The organism is Thalassotalea sp. Sam97 (assembly GCF_041379765.1).
GTDB classification, from domain to species: Bacteria; Pseudomonadota; Gammaproteobacteria; order Enterobacterales; family Alteromonadaceae; genus Thalassotalea_A; species Thalassotalea_A maritima.
Genome location: NZ_CP166919.1, coordinates 1,492,665 through 1,516,029 on the forward strand (window position 1 = coordinate 1,492,665; position 23,365 = coordinate 1,516,029).

Annotated in this window: 24 protein-coding genes; 12 read left to right on the forward strand and 12 right to left on the reverse strand. The window is 43.3% G+C overall.

Annotation, left to right across the window (positions count from 1 at the left end):
• Window positions 1-93 precede the first annotated feature (93 nt).
• The 8 genes from ACAX20_RS06580 to ACAX20_RS06615 all read left to right on the forward strand — a co-directional run bounded on the left by ACAX20_RS06580 (window position 94) and on the right by ACAX20_RS06615 (window position 8,946).
• On the forward strand, window positions 94-339 hold the full coding sequence (locus tag ACAX20_RS06580; protein ID WP_371189363.1) for a hypothetical protein: 246 nt from the start codon (window positions 94-96) through the stop codon (window positions 337-339).
• A gap of 157 nt (window positions 340-496) precedes the next feature.
• Entirely contained in the window at window positions 497-652 is a 156-nt protein-coding gene (locus ACAX20_RS06585; protein WP_371189365.1) for a hypothetical protein, read from the forward strand.
• A gap of 430 nt (window positions 653-1,082) precedes the next feature.
• A complete protein-coding gene (locus tag ACAX20_RS06590) occupies window positions 1,083-3,728 on the forward strand; it encodes a TonB-dependent receptor (RefSeq protein WP_371189366.1) in 2,646 nt (881 codons plus the stop codon).
• Between the two features lie 93 nt (window positions 3,729-3,821).
• Window positions 3,822-4,598: a hypothetical protein gene (locus ACAX20_RS06595; protein ID WP_371189367.1), complete on the forward strand. Its 777-nt coding sequence runs from the start codon at window positions 3,822-3,824 to the stop codon at window positions 4,596-4,598.
• A 78-nt stretch (window positions 4,599-4,676) separates the two neighbouring features.
• On the forward strand, window positions 4,677-5,687 hold the full coding sequence (locus tag ACAX20_RS06600; protein ID WP_371189368.1) for a hypothetical protein: 1,011 nt from the start codon (window positions 4,677-4,679) through the stop codon (window positions 5,685-5,687).
• Between the two features lie 188 nt (window positions 5,688-5,875).
• Window positions 5,876-7,075: a CaiB/BaiF CoA transferase family protein gene (locus ACAX20_RS06605; RefSeq protein ID WP_371189370.1), complete on the forward strand. Its 1,200-nt coding sequence runs from the start codon at window positions 5,876-5,878 to the stop codon at window positions 7,073-7,075.
• Window positions 7,075-7,995 (forward strand): hydroxymethylglutaryl-CoA lyase, encoded by a 921-nt coding sequence (locus ACAX20_RS06610; RefSeq protein ID WP_371189371.1) that lies wholly within the window; start codon window positions 7,075-7,077, stop codon window positions 7,993-7,995. Before ACAX20_RS06605 ends, ACAX20_RS06610 begins: the two co-directional genes overlap by 1 nt.
• Before the next feature lie 246 nt (window positions 7,996-8,241).
• A complete protein-coding gene (locus ACAX20_RS06615) occupies window positions 8,242-8,946 on the forward strand; it encodes a hypothetical protein (protein ID WP_371189372.1) in 705 nt (234 codons plus the stop codon).
• Between the two features lie 166 nt (window positions 8,947-9,112).
• Here the strand turns inward: ACAX20_RS06615 and ACAX20_RS06620 are convergent, their stop codons facing one another.
• The 8 genes from ACAX20_RS06620 to ACAX20_RS06655 are packed head-to-tail and all read right to left on the reverse strand — an operon-like array spanning window position 9,113 to window position 16,350.
• Window positions 9,113-9,973: an oxaloacetate decarboxylase gene (locus ACAX20_RS06620; protein ID WP_371189374.1), complete on the reverse strand. Its 861-nt coding sequence runs from the start codon at window positions 9,971-9,973 to the stop codon at window positions 9,113-9,115.
• Window positions 9,974-9,985: 12 nt separating this feature from the next.
• Window positions 9,986-10,762 (reverse strand): hypothetical protein, encoded by a 777-nt coding sequence (locus ACAX20_RS06625; protein ID WP_371189375.1) that lies wholly within the window; start codon window positions 10,760-10,762, stop codon window positions 9,986-9,988.
• A 33-nt stretch (window positions 10,763-10,795) separates the two neighbouring features.
• A complete protein-coding gene (locus tag ACAX20_RS06630; RefSeq protein ID WP_371189376.1) occupies window positions 10,796-11,521 on the reverse strand; it encodes an alpha/beta hydrolase in 726 nt (241 codons plus the stop codon).
• The gene (locus tag ACAX20_RS06635) at window positions 11,514-12,353 is read right to left on the reverse strand and encodes a hypothetical protein (protein ID WP_371189377.1); all 840 of its coding nucleotides are present in this window, start codon (window positions 12,351-12,353) and stop codon (window positions 11,514-11,516) included. Before ACAX20_RS06635 ends, ACAX20_RS06630 begins: the two co-directional genes overlap by 8 nt.
• Window position 12,354: 1 nt before the next feature.
• Window positions 12,355-13,683, reverse strand: a complete 1,329-nt coding sequence (locus tag ACAX20_RS06640; RefSeq protein ID WP_371189379.1) for an MFS transporter — start codon at window positions 13,681-13,683, stop codon at window positions 12,355-12,357.
• An 11-nt stretch (window positions 13,684-13,694) separates the two neighbouring features.
• Window positions 13,695-14,519, reverse strand: a complete 825-nt coding sequence (locus tag ACAX20_RS06645) for a hypothetical protein (RefSeq protein ID WP_371189380.1) — start codon at window positions 14,517-14,519, stop codon at window positions 13,695-13,697.
• Window positions 14,520-14,554: 35 nt separating this feature from the next.
• On the reverse strand, window positions 14,555-15,433 hold the full coding sequence (locus ACAX20_RS06650; RefSeq protein ID WP_371189381.1) for an SDR family NAD(P)-dependent oxidoreductase: 879 nt from the start codon (window positions 15,431-15,433) through the stop codon (window positions 14,555-14,557).
• Window positions 15,430-16,350, reverse strand: coding sequence for an NAD-dependent epimerase/dehydratase family protein (locus ACAX20_RS06655; protein WP_371189600.1), 921 nt, complete (start codon window positions 16,348-16,350; stop codon window positions 15,430-15,432). The genes ACAX20_RS06650 and ACAX20_RS06655 overlap by 4 nt, the downstream gene beginning before the upstream one ends.
• Before the next feature lie 121 nt (window positions 16,351-16,471).
• On the opposite strand from ACAX20_RS06655, the gene ACAX20_RS06660 reads away from it, so the two are divergent.
• The gene (locus ACAX20_RS06660) at window positions 16,472-16,966 is read left to right on the forward strand and encodes a VOC family protein (RefSeq protein ID WP_371189383.1); all 495 of its coding nucleotides are present in this window, start codon (window positions 16,472-16,474) and stop codon (window positions 16,964-16,966) included.
• The gene (locus tag ACAX20_RS06665; RefSeq protein WP_371189384.1) at window positions 16,959-17,654 is read left to right on the forward strand and encodes a hypothetical protein; all 696 of its coding nucleotides are present in this window, start codon (window positions 16,959-16,961) and stop codon (window positions 17,652-17,654) included. Before ACAX20_RS06660 ends, ACAX20_RS06665 begins: the two co-directional genes overlap by 8 nt.
• A 38-nt stretch (window positions 17,655-17,692) precedes the next feature.
• Here the strand turns inward: ACAX20_RS06665 and ACAX20_RS06670 are convergent, their stop codons facing one another.
• The 3 genes from ACAX20_RS06670 to ACAX20_RS06680 form a co-directional block, all read right to left on the reverse strand.
• Window positions 17,693-18,493 (reverse strand): DUF5694 domain-containing protein, encoded by an 801-nt coding sequence (locus tag ACAX20_RS06670; protein ID WP_371189385.1) that lies wholly within the window; start codon window positions 18,491-18,493, stop codon window positions 17,693-17,695.
• 262 nt (window positions 18,494-18,755) lie between these two features.
• Window positions 18,756-19,883: a hypothetical protein gene (locus ACAX20_RS06675; RefSeq protein ID WP_371189386.1), complete on the reverse strand. Its 1,128-nt coding sequence runs from the start codon at window positions 19,881-19,883 to the stop codon at window positions 18,756-18,758.
• 269 nt (window positions 19,884-20,152) lie between these two features.
• A complete protein-coding gene (locus ACAX20_RS06680; RefSeq protein WP_371189387.1) occupies window positions 20,153-20,920 on the reverse strand; it encodes a GntR family transcriptional regulator in 768 nt (255 codons plus the stop codon).
• Window positions 20,921-21,188: 268 nt separating this feature from the next.
• Between ACAX20_RS06680 and ACAX20_RS06685 the strand changes: the two genes are divergently transcribed.
• Complete coding sequence (locus tag ACAX20_RS06685; protein ID WP_371189388.1) at window positions 21,189-21,863, forward strand: hypothetical protein; 675 nt, start codon at window positions 21,189-21,191, stop codon at window positions 21,861-21,863.
• A 9-nt stretch (window positions 21,864-21,872) separates the two neighbouring features.
• Entirely contained in the window at window positions 21,873-22,529 is a 657-nt protein-coding gene (locus ACAX20_RS06690) for a glutathione S-transferase family protein (RefSeq protein ID WP_371189390.1), read from the forward strand.
• Between the two features lie 15 nt (window positions 22,530-22,544).
• Here ACAX20_RS06690 and ACAX20_RS06695 read toward each other — a convergent pair whose 3' ends face one another.
• The gene (locus ACAX20_RS06695; protein ID WP_371189391.1) at window positions 22,545-23,252 is read right to left on the reverse strand and encodes a Crp/Fnr family transcriptional regulator; all 708 of its coding nucleotides are present in this window, start codon (window positions 23,250-23,252) and stop codon (window positions 22,545-22,547) included.
• Window positions 23,253-23,365 lie beyond the last annotated feature (113 nt).

Genomic DNA, 23,365 nt, shown 5'->3' on the forward strand with positions numbered 1-23,365 from the left:
CTATTTTTTGTTCAGTTGCAATACATACACAACAAATACGTCGCTTTGTAGGGCCGAGTTGTCGTCTTACCCCTAGAATATGGACGAATTGACATGGAAAATGAAGTATGTTTTTGCAAGGCATGCAACCAAGATACAGACCACGCCAGAGTTATAGTTAAACCTCAGCTTAAAGAAGCAAAAAGTAGAAAAGAGAAAGTAAAAGAGTTTCTTTCGGCTTTGATTGCTGGCTGGGGCGCAGGTGCAACTGCTGGTTTCATGGAACTACGAGAACTACATGTGATCTGTACAAATTGCGGTCATAAAAATATTGAAAACTATCGAGGCGACTTAAGCTAACAAGCAACTAAAGCGGGACTTTTAACAATTGGCTCGGTTCCGCTCCGCTTCACATTTTAGGCAACTGTTAAAAGCCTTTAGAGTGGGCGTTGCCACTTCATAGTACGCATATATTAGATCTTGCTAACAGGCCGAGTTTGGTACAAGGAAGAAGTTTATGGCAAATGATATTAAAAAAATTGAAACTCAGACGAAATCTCAGGAACAAAATAAAGAGCTTCAATCCGACAGCAAAACGGATGGCTACGGTTATATTGATAAACCGAACGCAATTGTCGGCTTGATTGACTTAGTTAAGTCGTTATTTAAATAGTTGACGTACTTCCGCTTCTGGCACAACTCGGCCGTCTAAATTCTGGTTAAACATACTAACATATAAACTTATTATCATTTGTTAATGTAATTAATCCCATAGGCTATTTCGTTACACTATCTTTCTACTCCCTTATTTTTTAAGTGTTTTTAGTAAAGTTAAACTGACAAATGTCAGTTTTTTTGCGTCTGCTCTCTTCCTTTTGCGTCATTGTATTAACATTATGTCAATTGTGTTTAAATTTTATTGCAAAACAGCGTTTTTATAAGTAGTTTGGGATTCGGGTTGGCTAAAAATAAAACAACAATCAACCTGTAAGTCGGCAACAAAATTCAAGCATGGTCATAATGTTTGTAAGCGCATGTAAGTATTGTGGTCATGATCGCAAGCAGGCAACGAATAAACGTAAAGGCGTTTCCTGGGGTTGAATATGAAAAACAAAACAAAGTTGTCACTACTGATCTCCTCGATATTATTATCGCAGAGTGGGGTAGCTGCTGAGCAAGAAACTAGCGGCGCGGTCGATGAGTCTGATATCGAGCGTATTACGGTTACTACGCGTAAGTTAAAAGAAACCATTGAAACTATCCCGCTGTCTATTTCGGTGCTTAATAACGAAGCCATCGAAAAGAAAGGGATTGAAACCACACAAGATCTTTCCAAATATATTGCTGGCGTATCATTTGATGTTGGTGCAGCACCAACGGATACCCGTCCAGCCATTCGCGGTCTGACAACAGAGCGTGGTCGCCCAAACGTGGCCATTTTGGTTGATGGCATTGATATTTCATCCGAATCGATGACCTTATCAGGTGGTGGTATGACCGCCAACATGCGTTTGATGGACCTACAACAGGTTGAAGTCGTAAAAGGCCCACAATCGGTTAACTACGGTCGTAGTGCATTTGCCGGCGCGATAAACTATGTTACTAAAAAACCGGGCTTTGTTTTTTCAACCAAAGCCGATTTCAATTTCGATGAACACGATACTCAAGAAGCGGCTGTGCGCATAGAAGGTGGCCTTACTGAGAATCTAGCCGCAAGCTTAAAAGTGGCGAGTTGGGATACCGATGGGGTCTACACTAACCCGAACACCGGTGGTAAATTAGGTACAGGTGAGTCAGTTGGGGCTGCGCTTGGTCTGTATTATGTTGGTATGGATTGGACGGCGTATTTTCGCGTCGAACATTCTGACGAAGAATACAGTCCTAGAGCCATTGCAGTGAAACATGTGGTACACCCTGGTACTTTCCAAGATCTCGCAACCAATCCTTTTGCCACAGGCGTATACGCTGACGGCGTTAAGATAGTGCCGTACGAAGAGGGTGTCGATTGTTCAAATGCCATGCCGTTTTGGGCAACCAGTCCAGGCGTTCAAGCGATAAAAAATGTCCCCGGTATTGGTGCAATGATGGTACCACCTGGCAGTGATGCACCATGTCGTCCATTTTTTGATGGTCGTATCGATGCCGATGAGTCACACATTGACTTGTCTGCTAACCCTTTTACTGGCAAAGACTACGATGGCACTGACGTTGAAAATACTCGAGCGTCGTTGATTATTGATTATGAAATCAATGATGAGCTGATGTTTATGGCTATTACGGGGTGGGGAAACAACGATAGCACGACAATAGAAGACTTTGATTTGTCCGATTTCAGTTTGCTATCTGCGCCGCAAGGCATCCCACCTATGGTGCCACCGTTTACCCAATATGGTATGCAAGCAGAAGCAAACATGATCTATGAGCTACAACAATTTAGCCAAGAGTTGAAGGTGATCGGTGAATACGAAACTTATTCGTGGGTTGTGTCTGCGCTGTTCTTAGATGAGTCTATGGATACCGGATTTGGCACACAATTTTGGATGCGTGAAGGAGTCGATGTTGCCACCTTAATGAATCAATTGCCACCATTTATTCCTATGGCGAATGATGCACCAAGCGCGACACCATATTACACGCCGATGACACGGGACACAGAGCACTGGTCGCTCGCAGCATTGTTTAAATACGCAGTTACTGAAGACGTGAATCTGACGTTTGAAGGACGGTACATTGATGAAACCATCGATTACACCGGCAATGCCGATGATCGCGGTTTCTTGACCGCCCACGGTATGGATAACCGCATGATCTTTGATCCGATGACGCGCTCGATGATACCTAATCCAAATTACTTTACCGAAAATACCGTCAGCAGTAATGAATTTGTGCCACGTTTATCGGTTGATTGGCAACTTAATGATACCGTATTTACTTACGCATCAGCGGCAAAAGGCTTTAAACCGGGTGGTGTGTCCACGACCGATGGTAATGGTGACGTGTCAACGGGTGAATACAATCCAGAAACACTATGGGCATATGAAATTGGTACAAAAGCCTTCTCAGAAGAAAACAATGCCATGGTATCTATGGCGTTATTCTACTGGGATTATACCGATCAACAAGTCCCATTTACGGTAACCGACCCTGTCACCGGTATGGCAAGAAACTCCATACTAAATGCAGGTGAAACATCAGTAAAAGGCCTAGAATTAGAGTCGGTTTGGAATATGACACCAAACTTTAACTGGTCATTAGGTTATGTTTATTCTGATGCGCAGTATGAAGATTTTAATGTCGCCGAAGTGATTGCCGCCAGTGATACCGGTGCTCGTTTGTCTACAGTAGATAAAGCGCTATCTGGTAACGACGATGGTGACTACAGTGGTAACCAGTTACCGCTATCAGCGAATCACAGTGTCACCACCAGCTTTAAGTACAATCGTCCACTTGAAACCATGGACTTATTTGTTGAGTTGTTTGGTGAGTATCGCTCCAAACGTTATATCGACTCGGGTGAACACGCATATTTACCAAGCTATGACGAATGGGATCTGAACATTGGTTTAGAAGGTGATAATTGGATGGTGAACGCCTACGTCAATAACTTATTTGATGATGACAAGGTTAAATCAGCCATTGCCAATGTGAATTATGGATTTTTTCCTGATGGACGCAGCTTACCGTCAATTGTTGCGGCAACATTACCCATGCCACGCACCGTTGGTATTCGTTTTAGTATCACATTCTAATAACGAATTAGGTATCAGTGTTTAGGGATACATTTGTATCCCTTTTTTATTCATTATCCTGCATTACAGGTTATTCAAAGGTAGCAAAACACTATGGACAATTATCAAATTGCAAAGCGTGCGCAAATTGGCGTAATTATTCCGTCAACCAACACCGGGGTAGAGTATGATTTACAAAAGTTTCAGCTCGATGGCGTTAGTTGGCATGCCTCACGGTTTTATATTGAATTACGCAACTGGGCAGATGAAATGGCCAAAACCGGTGAAGACGAAAACACCGTGTTTGAACGTTTTTTAGATATTATGCGTGGTGAAATACCTAATGCTACCCGCAACGTAATGAGTGCTAAGGTTAGCCATGTAATGCTGGGCATGTCGGCGGAGACGTTTTGGGGCGGACTTGAAGGTAATATTGCCTTTGAAAACGACATTAAAGCGCAGATTGGTGATTTAGGGTTAACCACCGGTGCAGGGGCGACAAAACAAGCACTTGAGTTGTTTGGTGCAAAAAAAATCTCTGTTATTACACCATACCCCGAGGTGGGAGATAACAATGTTATCCGTTTTTTTTCAGATATTGGTTTTGATGTGCATAAAGTGAAAGGCTTAAATCGCCCCTCGGCAACGGCCATCGCTGAGACCAAAATTTCCGACGTACTCTCTGCAATTCATGAGGTAGACCATGACAGCGTCGATGCTATCGTCCAATGTGGTACGAACCTATCAACCATCGATTTATTTCCAACGTATGAGCACATCCTTGCTAAGCCGTTGATACCCATAAATGTTGCAACGGTGTGGCACGCATTAAGGGCGTGTGGTGTTAATGACAAAATAACTGGTAAAGGGCGATTATTGGAAGAGTTTTAAGCTGCTGTTGACGATATTGATATCCAGCATTCAGATAACTCTCTTAAGACCCTCGCTTAAGAACTTAGGCTAATCGTAATGCATGATCGTAGCATCATTCTCATACCACCGACGATAGTCGTGCTGTTGTTGATTAATGCGCTGTTAATGTGGCTTATTTGGTGGGTAGGGCCGTACAGTGAGCACATTAACTTTGTCGCCGATAAGGGGGCAACATGGTACTTTTGGCAACGACCGGATCCTAACTGGCTAACCCGCCTGTCAGCGTGGGGGAGTTTTGTCGCCCACCAAGTATTCTTCTGGTGGTTAATTTACGATGCGAAAACAAAAAAGCAGCGTGGCACACTTAACTACAGTCATCGCTTACAACGCCACAATTACGTTGCTTTGCTAGGAAACTTGGCCTTTGTGCTTTGGCACATTATCCAAACCTCACTGTTTTACGATGGCTTAGCACAAGATACACACGTGTTTTCCGGTCAATTTGCGGTGATATTGTTATTATCATTGGTATTGGTTCTGGAGAACAAACGTAGAGGTTTATTGTTTGGTTACCGTATTGGTTGGCTAAGCAATGTCCAGTATTTGGTCAAGGAATATCATGGTTATTATTTTAGTTGGGCCATTATTTATACCTTTTGGTATCATCCTATTGAGATCACCGCAGGTCACATGCTCGGCACGTTTTACGCGCTGATGATCCTAACCCAAGGCTGTTTACTTTACACACGCTATCACCGCAACCGCTACTGGACCGTACTTATCGAAACATTCGTCTTTCTTCATGGCGCTGTGGTTGCCTACTACTCGGTTTATCACAATGTGTGGTCGATGTTCGCGTTTGGCTTTTTGACCATGTTTATCATTACCGGTATCTATGGATTGGGATTGAAACGAAAAACCATTGCCATCATCACCGGCTGCTATGTATTGGGCTTATGCGTATTTTATCGTACTGACATAACTGCTATGTCAGAAGTGGTGCGTATTCCGATTATTTTACTGCTTGTTGCCATAGTGCTTGGTGCATTACTCTATCCAGTTACCCATCGTAACGTGACGGCTAAAAAGCAACTGAAAGGGGAGTAAGGCTCTCATAACATAGCTAGTTGCCTTTTGCTCATTATCGCTAGCAGAGCGCTTGCATCCTCGGCCTCATCATTACACCCTAATACCAGTACAGTGAAATCGCATACAGCAAAAACTAACGCGGTAAAACTAACGCGGTAAAACTAACACGGTAAAATTTAGGTCAATATTATGGAGTGTCTGTTGATATGAGCAAACCACTTTCAGGGTTAAAGGTTATCGATTTAACCCATATGCTTTCAGGCCCGTATGGCGCCATGTTGTTAGCAGATATGGGGGCTGATACCATTAAAGTAGAGCCTCTTGAAGGTGAAGGAACACGCAAATTATTGGCCACCGATCCGGATAATTCAGTCAATGGTTTTGGCGCGTATTTTATTACCCTAAATCGAAATAAACGGTCGATGGCAATCGACTTAAAAACAGTTGAGGGCAAGCAGTTATTTTACCAACTGATCGCCGAAGTCGATGTGGTGATTAATAATTTTGCGCCAGGTGTGCCTCAGCGGTTAGGCATTGATTATGACTCGTTAGCTAAATATAACCCTGCGATCATCACGTGTTCTATCACCGGTTTTGGCTCTGACGGCCCCGGACATAAACGACCGGCCTTTGATCAAGTAGCGCAAGCGTTTGGTGGTGGCATGTCTATTACCGGTAGTGATCCAAACAACCCTATGCGTGCTGGTATTCCAATTGGCGATTTAAGTGGTGGTATGTTTGCGGTGATGGGGATTTTAGCCGCAGTTATCGAGCGTCAAACATCGGGTAAAGGACAGCACATTGATATTTCGATGTTGGATTGTCAAGTGTCGCTGTTAAATTACATGGCAACCATGCACCTGATCTCAGGTAAAGATCCGTTTCCAATAGGCAATGGCCATTTTGTGCACGTACCCTACAACAGTTACCCGACGAAGGATGGTCATATTATTTTGGCCGTTATTACCGACAATTTTTGGCAAAACTTAACGGCTATCATCGATGTTGAGGCTTTTAAAGACAAAAAATACGATACCCAACCAGGCCGATTTGCCGATAAGCAGTTTATTGATGCCACACTGGCGGAAATTTTTGCAACCAACAGCAGTCGCTATTGGCTTGATAAACTTGAGGCTGCGCGCATACCTTGTGCACCGGTTAATAAATTCTCTGATGTGTTGAATGATCCACAAGTCAAACATCGCAACATGGTGGTTGATATATATCATCCGGATGGACAATCGACGAAAGCACCAGGCAATCCAATCAAAATGTCGAGAACAAGTGATGATAGCTATACGCCAGCGCCTCATGTTGGCCAACACAGTGAACAAATCTGTAAAACCTTGCTTGATTTAGATGATCAAACGATAGCGTTTTTACGTGCTAAGGGGATCATTAAATAATGCCTGGTCAGTATATTCAGATCACCGATGTGGGACCGCGCGATGGTTTACAAAATCATGTGGTTTCATTATCCGCAAAACAGCGTGCCGAGATGGTGAATGATTTACTGCATTGCGGTTTAAAGCGTATTGAAGTGGGCGCTTTTGTCTCAGCAAAAGCGGTGCCGAACATGGCAGGTAGCGAGCAAATATTTCCTCTTTTAGAGGAGAGCGATTGCCGTTTCCAGGCGCTAATCGTAAACCCAAAAGGTTATCAGCGCGCAAAAGCTGTCGGTGCCAAACACTTGACCATGGTGATCTGTGCAAGTGAGGCCATGAATCAGAAAAACACCGGCACATCAATAGTCGATGCAATGGCGCAAACCAAGCAAATGATTCGCCAAGGCCACGACGATAACATCACCATTAGTTGTTGCATTGCGGTTGCGTGGCATTGCCCATTCTCGGGACCTACACCGACGGAGCAAGTGGTTAACATGGTGCGCGCATTGGATGAAGCGGGGGCGCACAGTATCGTACTGGCTGATACCATTGGCGCGGCAAACCCACAGCAGGTGAGCGATTTACTTGCACTACTCACTACGGTGGTATCGGTTGATAAACTCGCATGTCATTTTCACGATACGCGCGCAATGGCTCTAGCAAATGTCTATGCGGCACTGCAACATGGCATACGTCAATTTGACGCATCATTGGGTGGGTTGGGCGGTTGTCCGTTTGCTCCAGGGGCGACAGGTAACGTTGCGACAGAAGATGTGGTTATGATGCTAGAGCAAATGGGTTATCAAACAGGCATTGATCTCAATAAGCTTATGCAAGTGAGCGATAAAGTAGGAGCGTGGCTTGATGACAAAATTGGCGGCAGGGCAGATACTTGGCGACAACTACAACGCCATCGAAAGCCATCTATGTTGGCGTAAAAAGGCTACTTTTACAAAGGTTAGGGTTCACCTAAGTTAACCTTCAAAATGGTTAACCAAGCTTTTGATAAATGTATGCTTAGCCTGAGATGTTGAATGTGATTTATTGAGAGTAAGTTTTTGATTTTTAATGCTATAGTGTCATTAATGGTGCTGATTTTAGTGTCAATAACGCAAGTGTTTTCATAAAAATATGAGCAACTAGTAGTCTGCGTGGGTGTGTTATCGTGATCAGGGAGAATGGCTATGTTAACCCTAGTATTTGTGTTTTTTATTTTGTGTCATTTGACAATGCTCAGTGTATCGAGCAAAGCAAATAGCAATCAGTTTACAACCTGGTGGTTGAGGATCCTGCTATGTGGGGTGTTATACGATAACATCGTTGTGATGCTATCAAGCATTTACGGGGCAGACGAGCGGTTATCCATAATGCATCAAATGCGTTGGTATTTACACTCGCTTATTTTACCGTTTTTGACCGTGTTTACCTATAAAATGCTTGAACATGCTGGTTATCAAGGTGTGCGTAGTACCTGGTGTAAATTACTCTTTGTGCTGGTAACAGTCATCTCATTAGGCTATGGCATTTGGCATGAAATACTCAACCTTGAGTTAACGACCCGTATGGTATCAACGCCGCTTGGTGATATTGAACGCTTTGTTGCGGTATCGAAAGCCCCACCGTTTGCGACCATAGGTACCAATTTATTTGCGATTATTTGGTCTGTGGTCATTTGGAAAAAAGCACGCTGGCCATGGATGTTTGCTGGTTCCTTGACCATCTTTTTAATTAATGGCGCATCGGTTGCCTCACCTTATGGCTTTTTATTCGGTAACATGGCGGAAGTTGTGTTTATCGCATCGTTACTGGCTACCGCAATCCACTTTACGCCTAAGCAACGGACGCCGTTAACAACCTCTAGCTATCAGCAAACAGCGCGACAAAAATAGCGCGACTAAGGTAGATCGTCAAAGCAGTGCTTCGAACTAGAGGATCGCACCTTTGCACAAGGCAAGTGCGTTTACTGAGATAAACGCTCACCGTTTCGTTGGTATTGCAACCTATTTCTGATGGCAGAATTGATAAGGTAAGGAATTATTGACGTATTTTACGTTGTTAGGGTTGATACTGATCGCCGACGGCGAGCATGTCGCTTACGTTTAATAGGTCATTGACTTGTTGCAACTGCCAGAGTTCTTCTTGATAATCTACGGTCGAGCCCGATGCCTGAATATGCTGCAGTAAATGCTGTGCTTTGGGTATGAACGCATTAAGCAAAGCAATAGGGTATAACGCCAGTTTATAATTCAGGATCGCTAAGTCATAGCTGGTACTGATTGGACTGTTGCCCCCTTCTACCAAATTATGGACGAGCGGTACACGTTCTCCAAACTCAGCTGAGATGGCTTGCATTTGCTCACGGGTTGTTGGTGCTTCAATAAACAGTAAATCAGCGCCCGCTAATAGGTATTGTTCGGCCCTATATAAAGCCTCATCAAACCCTTCAACGCCTAGAGCATCTGTGCGGGCGATAAGCAAGGTATCAGCTGACCTGCGCGCATCGACAAAGGCATGAATTTTTCCTACCATTTCTGCGCAGGGAATCACTTGTTTTCCTGCCATGTGCCCACAACGCTTGGGCATGAGCTGATCTTCAAGTTGCATGGCATTGGCACCGGCGCGCTCTAATAGTTTAGTCGTGCGCTGGGTATTCAACGCATTACCAAACCCGGTATCGATATCTACAATCAACGGTAAGTCATTATATTCACGAATAGCGCGGATCGTATCTGCGATGTCATGAATACCAAGTAACCCAATATCAGGAACACCAAAACGAGAAAATGCCAAGCCTGCGCCCGAGACAAACGCTGCGTCAAAGCCAGCCTTAGTGACTAAGTGGCAGGAGAGGCCATCAAAAATGCCGGGTACTTTAATGATCCCTGGCTGCTCTAGGCACTGCACTAATGTACGCATAACAATAACCGCTTAACCAGGAATATGGGTGTGCTCTGCCAGTAACGAGCCGTATCCAAATACTTTGTCATGAATACCATTAGAGCGCAGAGCATGCCAAAAGGTTAGGGCATTGATGGCAAGTACCGGTTTACCAAGCTCTTGCTCAAGTTGCGCTGCCAGTTCGACAAAATATAAATTGGTACCGGCTTGTAAAATTAAATCGACGTCATCGCCATTGACCTGTTTTACCAGCTCTCGCGTTTTGGCGAAACTTTCATGGGCAATCTCGACCGGTCCAGATGAGCAATGACCTGTTATGCGCACAACATCATAGCCAATATCACCTAAAAATTTCACCACCATGTTATCGCCTACTGGCATATAGGGCGTGACCACTGCAATGCGCTTGACCTCGGGATAACATTTTAAGGCATCCATGATGGCTTGAGCACCAAAGGTGATTTGGCAATTTCCCTCTTGCATAGCGATGCTATTGTATTTATTAAATTCGCGATCAGAACGGTCTTTACCATCCCAAAACGTCTCTGCAGAGTAGCCGAATATGACATGATCCGGTCGACAGGTGAGCGCATCGCGCAAGCCTTGCTCGGTCGCATCACCAATCGCTTTAACCATGGCCACAAATTCGTCTTCGTTAGTGACATGAAATGGCGGGATAACACAGCCTCGTGTCGCTAAAATGACGCCTTCTGGTTTCATTTTGTTGTATTCGACTTCAACCGCTGTGTTGGTACTTGGCACTAACAGCGCAAATTTTTTACGATAACCATAATAATCGAATGACATAAAGGGCTCCTATTTCGTTAGGTTGTCCTGATGTTAATCAGCAACCTTAGAGACAAAATCCAGCGTGTGTCTTAGCACAAGGTTTTGTTGCTCTGTACGGCTGATCAGATCGTGTTGTTCGTTTAAAGTGTCAGCAAAATGGGCAAAGTGCCAATGGTTTCCCCCTTCGATGTAACTAAACTCGGTGCGTTCAGGCATTTTTTCTTGGTGTGAGGCAATTTTAACCGGTGTCGATTGCAAATCTTTGTCGGCAACAATACTGAGTACGGGGAGTGTCAAGTGACTGATGTCACTGCCTGGGTAGGATGCCCAAAACATCAATCCCGCAAGTTTGTCATTGGCGGATTTGGCATACTCGGCTGCCGCTACGCCACCTAATGAGTGGCCGGCGATAAACCACGTATCGATTTCAGGGTGTTGCTCAATAACGTCATTGGCTTTATTTATCCCTAAAAAGGCGGTATTAAGCGGCATTGGTACAACTGCAACGAACAGGCCATGTATCGCGAAGTTATGGGCGAGGGGGGCAAATGTATCGGCACTGGTTTTTCCGCCGGGGTAAATAATTAAGCCAACATGGGTGCGTAGTTGAGGGGCAAATGACAGATAACCCTCGCGATTAACTGTAATGCCGGTCGTCGACTGTAATGCCTGCTCGGCTGCCGCATGTTGATGTGGGTACGGAATACTCATCCATACAGCGACACCGACAACGAGTGCGAGTAGACACAGTATCAAATATTTAAAGATATTAATCATAATAATATGGTTGTCCGTTACGTTCTTCACCAGCAAGAATTCGCACTAAGCGATCGGCCGCAGGTTTACCGACTAATCGTTCCGCAATCGGATTCGCCGGGTCTAGGTAAACAATGGATCTACGTTGCTGATAGTCGTGTTGGCGGCGCTTTTGGCAACGTGCTTTATCATTATCGAGTTCCGCGTTTTTAACCAGACTGAGCCAGTGTTTAACGACTGCCCAAATGTTAGCTTTTGCTTGCTCTTCAAAAAACGAAAGTGGTCCAACGCCCGCAATAGCACAAGGGCTAAGACTGGCGCGAATAAATGGCATCGCAGCGTTAAAAGGTTTAACGCGTTGTGCAAATAACGCATTTTGGTGTTCTAACACGGTATCGTTTATCGCATCATAGTATTTCTTAACATAGTTAGGGTGCGTCACGAGCTCGCAGCGTGGCATCATATCCACATAATAAAACGCTTCTGGCAGGGTACCAAAGGCCATGCCGAGATGTGGTACATCGTTAGTGTCCTTCATCCAAAACGTTAAATGAATGTTGGTAAAGGTGTTTTGTGGCTGACCAATATCAGAGTGAATAACCCAGTCGATTGGGTTGTTATCGTTACCACAAAAATTACGCATACGTCCCAGATGATTGCCGTCTAAATCATCAAAGTGATGGATATCTTCACACCCCAAATCTTCAGTAAAATCCAGTTCACTGCTAATGTATTGCCAGATTTCATCGCGCAAAGCGAGCACGCGCTGATAGGTTTCCTCGGTATTTTGTTTTATACCATGCTCAACATGGCGGGCAAACTCTTTAGTGATCATCGGTGATGACGTTGTCATGTTACTCTCCTTGCGATAAGAGTGTTGGTTCGCTATTCAGTGTGTTAGATATGTTGATGTCTTCGTGTGGTGCGACTTTCCAACTCCACAGGAAAACAATAAAGTTAAAGGCGCCGAACACCACAAACGGTGTTGAAGGGCCAAATATTGCAAATAACGCACCGCCGCCAGCGGTAGCACATAAAATGCCAAATGCACCAGCGACGCCAAAAAAGCCAATGACGGCTCCTCGCCGGTTTTTGGGAGCGCTCTCGCCGACCAAGGCTTGTGATGAAATAAAAGCGCTGATCTCGGCGATACCCATGAACAACAACAAGGCAAATACCCAGGTGGCGGTGGGATCGCTAACAAAATACATGGCGGTGTAAATGATGGCGGCAAAACCGGATGCGAACGTAACGGCTCGTACTCGGCTGATTTTATCGTTGAACCAGCCCATCAAAACCGATCCAAAAAGTGCACCAACAACCACCGTTAAAATGGCCGGCACGGCGAGTTGTTGCATTGCTTCACTCGGGCTGAGTGCCATATTGGCACTGCCGTATTGCACCAACCATAACCCCATAAAAGCACCGGTTACGGCTAAATCTCCACGTGATATAAATGCCGCGCCGTAACTTAGAGCAATTTTTGCTGACTTACTTTGCCTGGCGCCAAAACGAAGTTGTTGCCAGAATGTTTCGCGCGATTTGTTCACTTTACCGGCGATGTTCGATAAGCCAAAAAAGGCGATTATTGCGCCGATCACGCCCATGCTGCCGGCAATAGCGAATGTCGCTTGTTGTGCGGCGAGTTCGCTTGCACCAGATTGCACAAATGTATTAGGTAACGAGGCTAAAATGGGAGGGATAAATGCGCCAAAGGTTGCGATCAGTGCCTGTAGACCGTTTGCCTTGCCACGATTATGGTTTTGTGCGTAATCGGCAATAATGGTCACCATCATACCAACCATCGCGCCACTGCCAAACGCGATGACGATACGAAATAGTACTAATTCGGTGATGTTTGATGCCATGCCATAGCAAGCAAAGCCGATAGCGGTTGTGAACAAGCCAAAGGTATAAACATATCGACGACCAATGCGATCGGCGATAACGCCATAAAGTGCCAAGGTAATGATAAAAATCACTTCTTGTAAGGCACCAAGCAAACCAGTGACGGTTGCTTGTGTTTTAAAGTCAATGCCCATTACTTGCAGTAATCCAGGCTGTAATATCGACAAAGCGCCGGCATAGCCAGATGAAATCAACACGGCAATAAAATAGGCAATAACGTGGTGACGTTTAATGCCAGAGACGAAATCGATGCCAAGAAATGTAATGGGTCTCATGAATATGATGCCTACTTACTTGTTACTTCGTGCATTTGCGCTCGTCCCATACGGAGCTCAACCATGTTTTGCACTTCGTCTTCGCCAAACACATTTGCGGCCAGTTTATTCATTGGGTCGCGTGCATAGCTAAGCTCGCGGATCAAATGATCTTGCTGCTGTAATGTTGCGCGCTGGTTTAATGGTACAGGCGTTGCTTGGTCAAGCCACATTAACCAGCGGTCGACCATTTCGTGCAAGTAGGCTTCAAAAATGTCGATGTTGGCATGATTTAATTCGCCCATCAGGCTTTGCGTTGCAGGATTAACCAGTGCCCGCATGTAAGGGCCATGGCTGACCGACCAATGAAAGTTATCGTTACCTCTCAAGGTCATATACCAATCATTGACCTCTCCACCATAATATTTATCAAGGTAATCAGGATTGGTGAGCAGGTTTTTGCGCGGAGTGTAATCGCAATAGCAAAATAAATGGGGAACGGTGCCAAAGACAATAACCAGATGCGGAACGTCGGTTTGCTGATCCAAAAAGGCGGTGGTGTTCATATCCAAAATGGATGCTTTGCGGTTGCCAATCCATGAATTAACTAACCATTCAACACCATTGCCTGTCCACGCTTTATATGAACCCTCAAATTCACCGTTAGGTGAGGTGTAATAATCGCGTTCATAGGTACTTGGGTGCTGGGTTAAATCGGAAAAATGTGTGGCGATTTTTTGTTTTAACTCGCTAAGGATCCCCCAGCAACGATGCCAATATTGGCTGACATCCACATTCGGGTTTTCCGCTAAAAATTGATCGAGTGTTTTTGTTTCTTTATTGACTGTCGTTGTCATCTGTTTTCCTATATCCTAGGGGCAATAGACCCACGTTATAAACCATATTGTGCAAATTTATCTTTTGGTGTTTTAAACACAGAGCCAAGAAAACGTAGGGTCATTTTTCGCGGGTTTAACCACGCAATTTTTTCCCCTGTTTTATTGACAAGGAGCATTTTATCGACCAGAAATGGTGCAACGGTGTCAACGTGATCGCATAGCACATTGGCCATTTTGCGACGTTTTGAAAAATTGGCCATGTTCTGTTTGGCTTCACGTATCACACCTTCGGTTATCACCATGCCTGGCCTGACTTTGCCGACAATGATTGGTGTATGCTTTAATTCTTTACTTAGCGCGTTGGTAAAGTAATCTAAGCCACGTTTTGTGGTGCCATAAACCCCCATCCCTTGAAAATATTCACCGTCAGATCCGCCACCCAGCATATTAAATATTTTGCCATGACCTTGTTGTAACATCTTTGATGCAACGGTTTGACAACAGTTTATGGTGCCAAGGATATTGGTGTTAACCATATGCGTCACTTCGCTAAACGGCGTGTCTACAATCGACCACGTTGTTCTGGCAAGACCCGCATTGTTAATCCATATATCGACACAACCAAACCGTTCGATGGCTTGTTGCCATAGCGTATTGATTTGCTCGGGCGATGTGGTGTTGGCGGCGACGCCCAGTAATTGTTGCCTAGATTGTTGTATCGATTTTTGCGTGTGGTGCCCGCTATTTGGACTATCGTCTGATGACGATTGATTGATGATATCTACGATACAAGCATCAACATCGGCTTGCGATCGGCCCGAGATAACGACATTGTGGCCGCGTTGAATAAACGCTTTAGCGAGCCCTTTACCAATGCCCTTGGTCGATCCGGTAATGACGATGGTTTGCTTAACGCTGGCGGAACCTGTCATTGCGATACCACCGAACTTTGTTGGCTTTCCACGACAGCACGATTGGGATCGGTGTGTTTTACCGTGTAGCCGGTTTGGTATAGCTTGTCGGCACTGATCTTGCGATTGGGTGCTTGTATTTGGTTTAAAAATCGCAATCGTTGCCAGCCTTGTTGATCGCATATGGCGTCAAAGACTTGCTTATTGGTGTAGGGCACATGATGGTTGTCACAGACATTATATATACCCGTAAGATCGTGCTCGATAACATGGCAAACCGCATCAACGACATCGTTAAAGTGAATCGCATAAAGTGGCGCGTTAGCGCCAAAAATAGCATTCCCTTGAAAGTATTCTATTGCCATATTCACTCGTTGGGTAAAATCGAGATCGCCGGGGGCACCGTACATATCCGGAAAACGAAGTACGCAACCTTGCGTGGATTTAAGTACGTGCTGTTCGGCCCGTTGATAATACTTTGAACTGGGTTCATCGTGATTTGCTGTCGGCGTGTTTTCGCTGATTGGCGCATGATCATCACCGCCATCACCATAAACCGAAAAGCTCGATAAAAATACCACTCGAGGACATGCTTTGGCGGCACTGGCACAGCTTAGCTCTAACGCTTGGTGATAATGTCGCTCTCGCTCTTCAATGGTTCGTGTATTTTTTACGTTAGGGGCAACCGTCGCTATGATGACATCACAACCGTGGGATGCCTCAACAACCTTATCCGTTTGCTCGCCAGTAAGAATAAACACCTGATCAACCAGGGTTTCAAGCTCTGGTGCTTTAGCCGGTGTCGTGGTGGTGCCAACAACCTGATGACCTTGTGTTTTAAGCTTTTTCGCCACAGCCTTGCCGACATGACCGAGCCCTAAAATTAATACCTTCATATTTATTTGTTCGACTTTACTAATTGCTTTATAAGACCTAATGTATTAACAATATAACAAAGTGTCAAATATTTGATATAGATATATGTCATTTAGTTAGCCTCACTCATGAAGAACTGAGTGTTTGGCTCGATGATGATGTCATAACAAGCAAGGAAAGATCATGAATAAGAGTGCGATGATTGGTAGCGTATTGACGGATTACATTGTCGGCTTAGGGCACATCGGTTACGTGGTGAACGATATTATTGATGCCATAGAAACGTATCAGCGTGTGTATGCACTTGATGAGCGAGATATTGTTGTATTTCCTGAATTGTCTGTACGAGATACAGCAACACGATTTGCATTTATCACCATAAATGACGTTCAAATTGAACTGATTCAGGCGCTGAAACCTCCTTTTACCGAATTACTTGGTCAAGCGCTCTGTGGCGGTGGAGGTATAAATCATTTAGCTTGGCAAGTCACGGATATCGAGGCATGTTTGGCGATATTAGCTGAGCAAAATATTGTGCCAGGATATGTCACACCCAATGGTGTTGTTGATACCGGAACAAAGAAAATGGTCTATTTAGACCCAAACTGTATTGATGGTCATTACATTGAGCTTATTGAAGTTAAGCTAACAGGCGTTAAGGCCGAACCCAGTGGATAATTCGCTGTTAGCATTGCTTGACGAACATACGCCGTTATCGCCCATTCAAAGGCAATACTTTTCGCCTGTGGCACAAGGACATTATCATTATCAACTCAATCAACAGGAAGTTGGTATTCAAGAGCCGTGGCAGATCTTAGAAAATGATCAGGTGTCTATCATACGCAGTGTGCGCTATGTAAAAGACCAAGCGATTGCCTTGGCGGTAGTCAATCACACCACATCGGTGGCTCAAACGATAGACATTCATTTTAAACCGTGTGATGGTGCCGATGTCTTGGCACAATATAGCGTTACAGGAGATGGTCACTGGCACGTAAGTCAACGCCATTGTGGCGATCTGTTTAAGTATTCAGGTCATGTGCGAAATGGCGCAGTTTATCCACTCTTGCGCGTTTTTACCGGCAATATGTTACAACATTGCCAGAGCAAAGATGATCAACCATGTCCCGTTTTGCTACCCGATATTCGTGTTCAAGCGAGTGGCAATAACAAGTTAAAACCACACATAGATTGGCGTTACAGTCGGTGTGTTGAAGAAACCGAAAAAGGACGTAAGTTTACTTGTTCGAGCCAACATTACGATGAAGGCAATGCTCACTTTTATGTTAATCAAGATAACATCCTTGATTTTTACCAATGGCAACAAGATGAGGCTCAGCTGTGGCAAGTACAACTAAGGTCATAACCAGAACTGAGCTTTATACCCTTATCTTTTATACCTGCTTACTCAGCTAATAAGGGGATGACACTTGCAGCTGTTCTGTCTGGGTCGAGTGCAAGCAGATCTTTGAGAATGGCCGTGTGCCCTTGACCACCTAAGACAAAAACACGAGTTCCTGGTTGGGCGTAATGCTGAACATTGGCATACATTCGAAAGTTTCTATGCCACCAACTGGCGGCAGCGTCAGCGCCTTCAAATTTATCGCCACTACCAACGTGATTTAATCGAATATATAACGATTTATTCTGGGTATCTTTGTCGTCTTGGTTATGAACGAGTAAAATATGTGGTAATTCTTTGTTTTGATGCAGTCGTGTATGCTGTTCGGTAATTTCTTTAATGGCATTATCAAAGGCGGACTTATTCTTGCCATTTTCTTTATCAAGCCATTGCATTAAACCTTTAGCGTTCCAACTGATTTCGCGCTCATCGTAACAAACAACGCTCGCATTACTTTTTAACGCGATTCGAAAGCCGAGTTGAAAATTCTCGTTCACAGGTAGATCAAACGCACCAGCTTTATACTCGTTAAATCGATCCGTGTATTTTTCTTGTTTGTTGGGAGGGCACTCAATTAATACGTGCGTGGGTGCGTATTGTTCACTCACTCTACTGGTAAAACGTTCAATATATTGCTGGTTTTTATCGGTACGTACATCGATGATGTGTGTCTTCACCACGTCTTTACCCGGGTTGGCAAAATGGAAGGTGCCCATGATCATGACCGAAGGTTTTTCTTCGGCTTGAACACTTGTTGGTAGACAAAGAGCAGCGAGTAGCAGTAGCCATTGTTGTTTCATCATGGTTTCTCCTGAAAGGCTTAGTTAATTATTCGAACTAATTAAGCAAAAACTGTACCGAGACAAAAGCCTTAAATTATCTAGGCTGGACCTGAGAGGAGATATAACGAGTTGGTGTGGAACACTATTTGTTGTCACATTTACCCACGTGTTGCGTTAAATCACACCAAGAAATGATATTTTCTAGCAACATCATATTTGATGTTAGTTGGTTGAAAAGGTTAATTAACTTAGGGCGAGAGGAATGTTAAATAATTACAAGTTGTTAATTTCCTGTGAGGCCATTGTGATACTCTAATTGATACATAACAATTTCTTCGGATATTAAATTACCTTTAGAGTCAAACTTGTGTTCCGTTTGTTCTAGCGGATGATTATGTTGGTTATATATGTATGATATTTTTATAATGATACTCTCATATGAAGTATTGTCGTAGCGTTTTATGTGATGGCCATGCTCATTAAAATAGTCACCGAGATGTAACTTTCTTTTATATATATCGCATGGTGCGGGTTTAAAACTGATATTATCTCGGTATTTTGTGTTTTCAGTGAAATGGACGTGAAAATTTGTCACTACGCATTCTCTTCCTCTATTTATTTCCGCTAAAAAGTAACTTGTACCGCATGGCTCCGGTTTGAACGTTTCTTTGCTTTTTATGTGTCCATTGTCGTGATGATTATAAAGTGTCACTTTACATATATTGTCGCTTTCCTCGACACGGTAGGCTATCAATCCGTCTTGGTTTTTTGCGTATAAAAAACGTTTATCGCCTTTTTTAGACTTTAGGGAAATATGCACTTTATTTCCTTTGTAAGTGTATAAATAAACTTCGTCTTCTGAACCATCTTCATTATATGTAATATAAGAAGAAATTCGATCCGCTAAGTAGTTTATTCTATAACCTATTTTACCGGATGGTATATTATGTCTAAAAAAGTCTTCAATGCTAAGTTTTACTTTTCCATTTTCTAAACTTATCGTTCTTATGGATTTTACTTCGCTGTTAACTCTTTGAATTATGATTTCGGTAGGAGTATTTTTTAATAACGTTTTTTGAGGTTTAAAAGAAGGAGTGGTTACTTCCTTGTCGCTAAAAACAGAGATCATATTAGCACCAAGAAACCACCCATTAGGGGCATAAAGAAACACCTGTTTGTCATGAAAAAATAGAGACCGTTTTTCTTCTCCAAAAAGCTTTTTAATTGAATAGTTTTTTTGTTCCAAATAAATACTCTTCAAGCCTATATTTGTATCTTTGTTTCTAAATGGGGTTGTATTCTCTATGTGTTCAGAAAGGATGCCATAATGATTATAATAATCCCAATAAACAGCAGCGGATGGGAAGCTAAAAAATATAGTGGCATACACTAGAGTAGCGGCGTTCTTCATGACACGTAAAGCCTAAATAATTTTTCATTAACTAAATCTAGCACAGCAAAATAGGCTCATCCACCCAGAGAAAAAATGCCTAATTTGACCATTTGACGATACTTATAACCTCTTAATGCTGACAGTATTACAAAAAGCTCTAAATGCGGTGAATCACGCATTAATGTATCGATTGATTGTTGATATGAAATTAATTCGGGTATGAAGAGAACTGTTTAGAGTTTTCTTCATACCATTGGTTAAAGGCAGTAGTAGGGTTGGCAGAATCCTTACTTCATTGAAAATTGCATTTCAAATTGATACTTATCTGGGCGAAATACCGCGTACATATGATCAAATAACTTGTTGTTAGCGTCGTACATAGAGCGATCAAGAAGCAGCAATGGTCTGCCAGTAGGTATGTCTAACACCAATGCTGTATCCATATTCGATAGGGTGGCCGTAACACGTTGTTTGACTTGATCTAACTCAATGCCCGCACTTTTAAATATTTCTGAACGAGCGCGTTTTTGTACTTCTTGTTCATTATATTGCTCGCCAATATCACGCGTCCAACTCACATAATAACCAAATGGAATACCATCAATCAGACGTACTCGAACCGACTGAATTAATTCGTCTTCAGGGCCGATACCAAAACGTTCTTGAATATCGAGCGGTGGGACTGTTTTTCGAAATTCAAGCGAGCGAATCTGTGTTTCTTGACCTATCGTTTTAAGGTTTTCTAACAAGCCGGATAGTGGCGCAGTTAACTGCTCAGCTCGATGTTTGTAGATAACATGAGAGCCTTTGCCACGACGGCGAGCAATATAACCTTCTTCGGCTAACTCATCCATCGCGCGTTTTGCGGTAATGCGCGATACGGAAAACGCATCCGACAATTGATGCTCGGTTGGCATCTTTTCACCAAAGGGAATTTCTCCCGAATGAATTTTTTCTTTTAAAAATAAATATACCTGATGATAGAGTGGCGTTGGTACATCAGATTTTAACGCTTGTCCTAAGCGAGGATCACTTAGTAACTCTTCAAATGTCATATGGGTTCTTCTTTTATGGTTATAAATTTATGTCTTCATCGACAGTGAGAACAGAGTCGTTGCATGAGTAGGTCTATTTTTAATTTAGCGCATAATGACATAAAAACATAATGATATAAAGACCATACAAATAAGATTCGGCAATATGTCATATGTCATTTCAACCTGAGCGCTAGTTTGTTTTAATAAATTCATCTTTTCATTGTCCCTTATATTTGATGATGCTTGACCTTAAGTTAGGGTTTAAAACGACAAAGAGACGAAACAAATGACTGAATACTTACTTTTCAAGTTGTTGCATTTACTGTTGTTCGTTTATTGGCTAGGTGGTGACTTAGGCACATTCTATGCCTCTCGATTTGTTGCAAAGCAAGGCGTCAGCGCTCAACAGCGTAAAACAGCATTAACCATCATGATGGGCGTAGATCAAGGTCCTCGCATATGTATGGCACTGATTTTAGGGCCGGGTATGCAAATGGCACATAGCACGGGTTTAATCCATTTACCTTGGTGGGGAATGATGTTGGTTTGGAGTGTGTGTGCCATTTGGCTCGCGTTGGTGCTAATGATCCACTTTTCAAATAATCGCACGTTAGTTGCAAAGTTAAGCCAGTTTGATTTTAAATTTCGTATCGTCGTTATTGTATCGTGCTTATTATTGGCGATTGAATTTTTTGTCTCGTCTAGCCCACAGTTTATACAAGCGAGTTATATTGCTTGGAAGCTAATATTGTTTGCGTTACTCGTTGCCTGTGGGTTAGGCATTCGAGTACAACTCAAGCCTTTTGTTTCGGCGTTTGGGGAAATGCTTAAATCGGGACCGAATGCCGAGGTTGATGGGCGCATGGCAACGTCTTTAGCGAAAGTTAGGCCGTTTGTGTATGTGATATGGTGTGGTTTACTGGTTAATGCGGCGATTGGCTTACATTTAATTTCGCTGTAAGGAATAACAATGCGTCTATTTAGTTCTAATTTTTCTCCGTATGCCACGCGAGTTCGAATTCAAATTCGCAAAAAAAACTTGCCTATTGATATATGCCCACCCGAACCGGCTTTGCGAACCCCCGCGTTTAAAAAAGCGTTTCCCCTCGGTAAAATTCCTGTTCTCTTGTTGGATGATGGGCAACACATCGCCGAGTCATTAACCATTATGCATTACTTGGAAGCGATATCGTCGAAAACTTCATTACTTAGCGACGATGCTCTTAACAATGCGCAACTCGATCAGTTGGCACGCTATGCCGACTTGCATTTAGGTCCGGCGTTGTTTCCCATGTTTAGGGCGTTGCTTATGGGCAGCGAAATTAGCGTAGAAAATGAAATCAACAGTCTGAAAAGCGAATTAGCCAAGGGTGAACAACTAATGAAAGAGCTCGGTAGTGCGCGTTCATTGCATGTCGCTGATATCGCCCTCGCCACAACCATGTTTTTTGCAGTAGAAACGCCGAAACTGTTTACCAATGAAGATATATTGTCCTCATACCCTAATTTACAACAATGGTGGCAATGGGTGTGCGCTGATGCCGACGTTGAGTTTGGCGTTTATGAAATGGCTCAAGCGCTCGATCAGTTTTTGCAAAACCAAACGATTCAGAGCGCCCAGCGTTAAATCTTCTTTAGTAGCTTATCGGTGTATATAGTCATCAAGCGCTTGGTGGTTATTAATTGCGATCAATGAATTACTGCTTATGTTGATCCAACCTTGTCGTTTCAACTTGGTAAAACCTCGACACGCGGTAGATACCGTCATACCTAAATAATCGGCAATATCTTGGCGACTCATCGGTAAATGATACTGACCCTTGTGACAAAATAAGCGCTTCTCCATTTCCAGTAAAAAATGCGCAAGTCGTTGGTGGGCAGTGCGTTGTCCCATGACAAATAAGTGGTCAAGCATACGGGCTAGCACCATTTCCGTACGGTTATGGAATTTTTTCGCGACATCGTGGTGATGATCAAAATACATTTCCAAATCGCGACGCCGTATTTTGATGGCAGTTAATTCGGTTAGGGCTTTGGCGCTGAAATTGTAGGTATCAATGCTAGCCGTTGAAAGGCCAAGAATGTTACCCGTAAACAAAAACGCATACACTTGACGGGCACCATTGGATGCCGTTCGCTCAAGCATTACCGTGCCCGAGGTCGGAATATAAACAAAATCTGCGTTCTTGCCTTCTTGCAGTAAATATTGCTCAGGTGCAACGGTTACTTCTTCTGCTTTTTCGGCGAGCAGTTGAAGGAATTCGTCACCACCGTTTAACGTATCTATCGTTCGACCAAAACAGCTCGATAAGGCATTTTTAATTGAGATTTTACTAATATCTAAGCTCATGATTACCGTCACATTTTGTTGTTTTTTATGCTTAAATTTAAATTTACACAGTATGCTTTAGGTTTGCCAGAAATTTAGCACAAAATGTGTTCAATTTATTTTTCTTGTTGGTA

Excerpts from the sequence above, each read along its gene's own strand:
- ACAX20_RS06580 (WP_371189363.1), top strand. The coding sequence starts at position 94 with ATGGAAAATGAAGTATGTTTTTGCAAGGCATGCAACCAAGATACAGAC.
- ACAX20_RS06585 (WP_371189365.1), top strand. The coding sequence starts at position 497 with ATGGCAAATGATATTAAAAAAATTGAAACTCAGACGAAATCTCAGGAA.
- ACAX20_RS06590 (WP_371189366.1), top strand. The coding sequence starts at position 1,083 with ATGAAAAACAAAACAAAGTTGTCACTACTGATCTCCTCGATATTATTA.
- ACAX20_RS06595 (WP_371189367.1), top strand. The coding sequence starts at position 3,822 with ATGGACAATTATCAAATTGCAAAGCGTGCGCAAATTGGCGTAATTATT.
- ACAX20_RS06600 (WP_371189368.1), top strand. The coding sequence starts at position 4,677 with ATGCATGATCGTAGCATCATTCTCATACCACCGACGATAGTCGTGCTG.
- ACAX20_RS06605 (WP_371189370.1), top strand. The coding sequence starts at position 5,876 with ATGAGCAAACCACTTTCAGGGTTAAAGGTTATCGATTTAACCCATATG.
- ACAX20_RS06610 (WP_371189371.1), top strand. The coding sequence starts at position 7,075 with ATGCCTGGTCAGTATATTCAGATCACCGATGTGGGACCGCGCGATGGT.
- ACAX20_RS06615 (WP_371189372.1), top strand. The coding sequence starts at position 8,242 with ATGTTAACCCTAGTATTTGTGTTTTTTATTTTGTGTCATTTGACAATG.
- ACAX20_RS06620 (WP_371189374.1), bottom strand. The coding sequence starts at position 9,973 with ATGCGTACATTAGTGCAGTGCCTAGAGCAGCCAGGGATCATTAAAGTA.
- ACAX20_RS06625 (WP_371189375.1), bottom strand. The coding sequence starts at position 10,762 with ATGTCATTCGATTATTATGGTTATCGTAAAAAATTTGCGCTGTTAGTG.
- ACAX20_RS06630 (WP_371189376.1), bottom strand. The coding sequence starts at position 11,521 with ATGATTAATATCTTTAAATATTTGATACTGTGTCTACTCGCACTCGTT.
- ACAX20_RS06635 (WP_371189377.1), bottom strand. The coding sequence starts at position 12,353 with ATGACAACGTCATCACCGATGATCACTAAAGAGTTTGCCCGCCATGTT.
- ACAX20_RS06640 (WP_371189379.1), bottom strand. The coding sequence starts at position 13,683 with ATGAGACCCATTACATTTCTTGGCATCGATTTCGTCTCTGGCATTAAA.
- ACAX20_RS06645 (WP_371189380.1), bottom strand. The coding sequence starts at position 14,519 with ATGACAACGACAGTCAATAAAGAAACAAAAACACTCGATCAATTTTTA.
- ACAX20_RS06650 (WP_371189381.1), bottom strand. The coding sequence starts at position 15,433 with ATGACAGGTTCCGCCAGCGTTAAGCAAACCATCGTCATTACCGGATCG.
- ACAX20_RS06660 (WP_371189383.1), top strand. The coding sequence starts at position 16,472 with ATGAATAAGAGTGCGATGATTGGTAGCGTATTGACGGATTACATTGTC.
- ACAX20_RS06670 (WP_371189385.1), bottom strand. The coding sequence starts at position 18,493 with ATGATGAAACAACAATGGCTACTGCTACTCGCTGCTCTTTGTCTACCA.
- ACAX20_RS06675 (WP_371189386.1), bottom strand. The coding sequence starts at position 19,883 with ATGAAGAACGCCGCTACTCTAGTGTATGCCACTATATTTTTTAGCTTC.
- ACAX20_RS06680 (WP_371189387.1), bottom strand. The coding sequence starts at position 20,920 with ATGACATTTGAAGAGTTACTAAGTGATCCTCGCTTAGGACAAGCGTTA.
- ACAX20_RS06685 (WP_371189388.1), top strand. The coding sequence starts at position 21,189 with ATGACTGAATACTTACTTTTCAAGTTGTTGCATTTACTGTTGTTCGTT.
- ACAX20_RS06690 (WP_371189390.1), top strand. The coding sequence starts at position 21,873 with ATGCGTCTATTTAGTTCTAATTTTTCTCCGTATGCCACGCGAGTTCGA.
- ACAX20_RS06695 (WP_371189391.1), bottom strand. The coding sequence starts at position 23,252 with ATGAGCTTAGATATTAGTAAAATCTCAATTAAAAATGCCTTATCGAGC.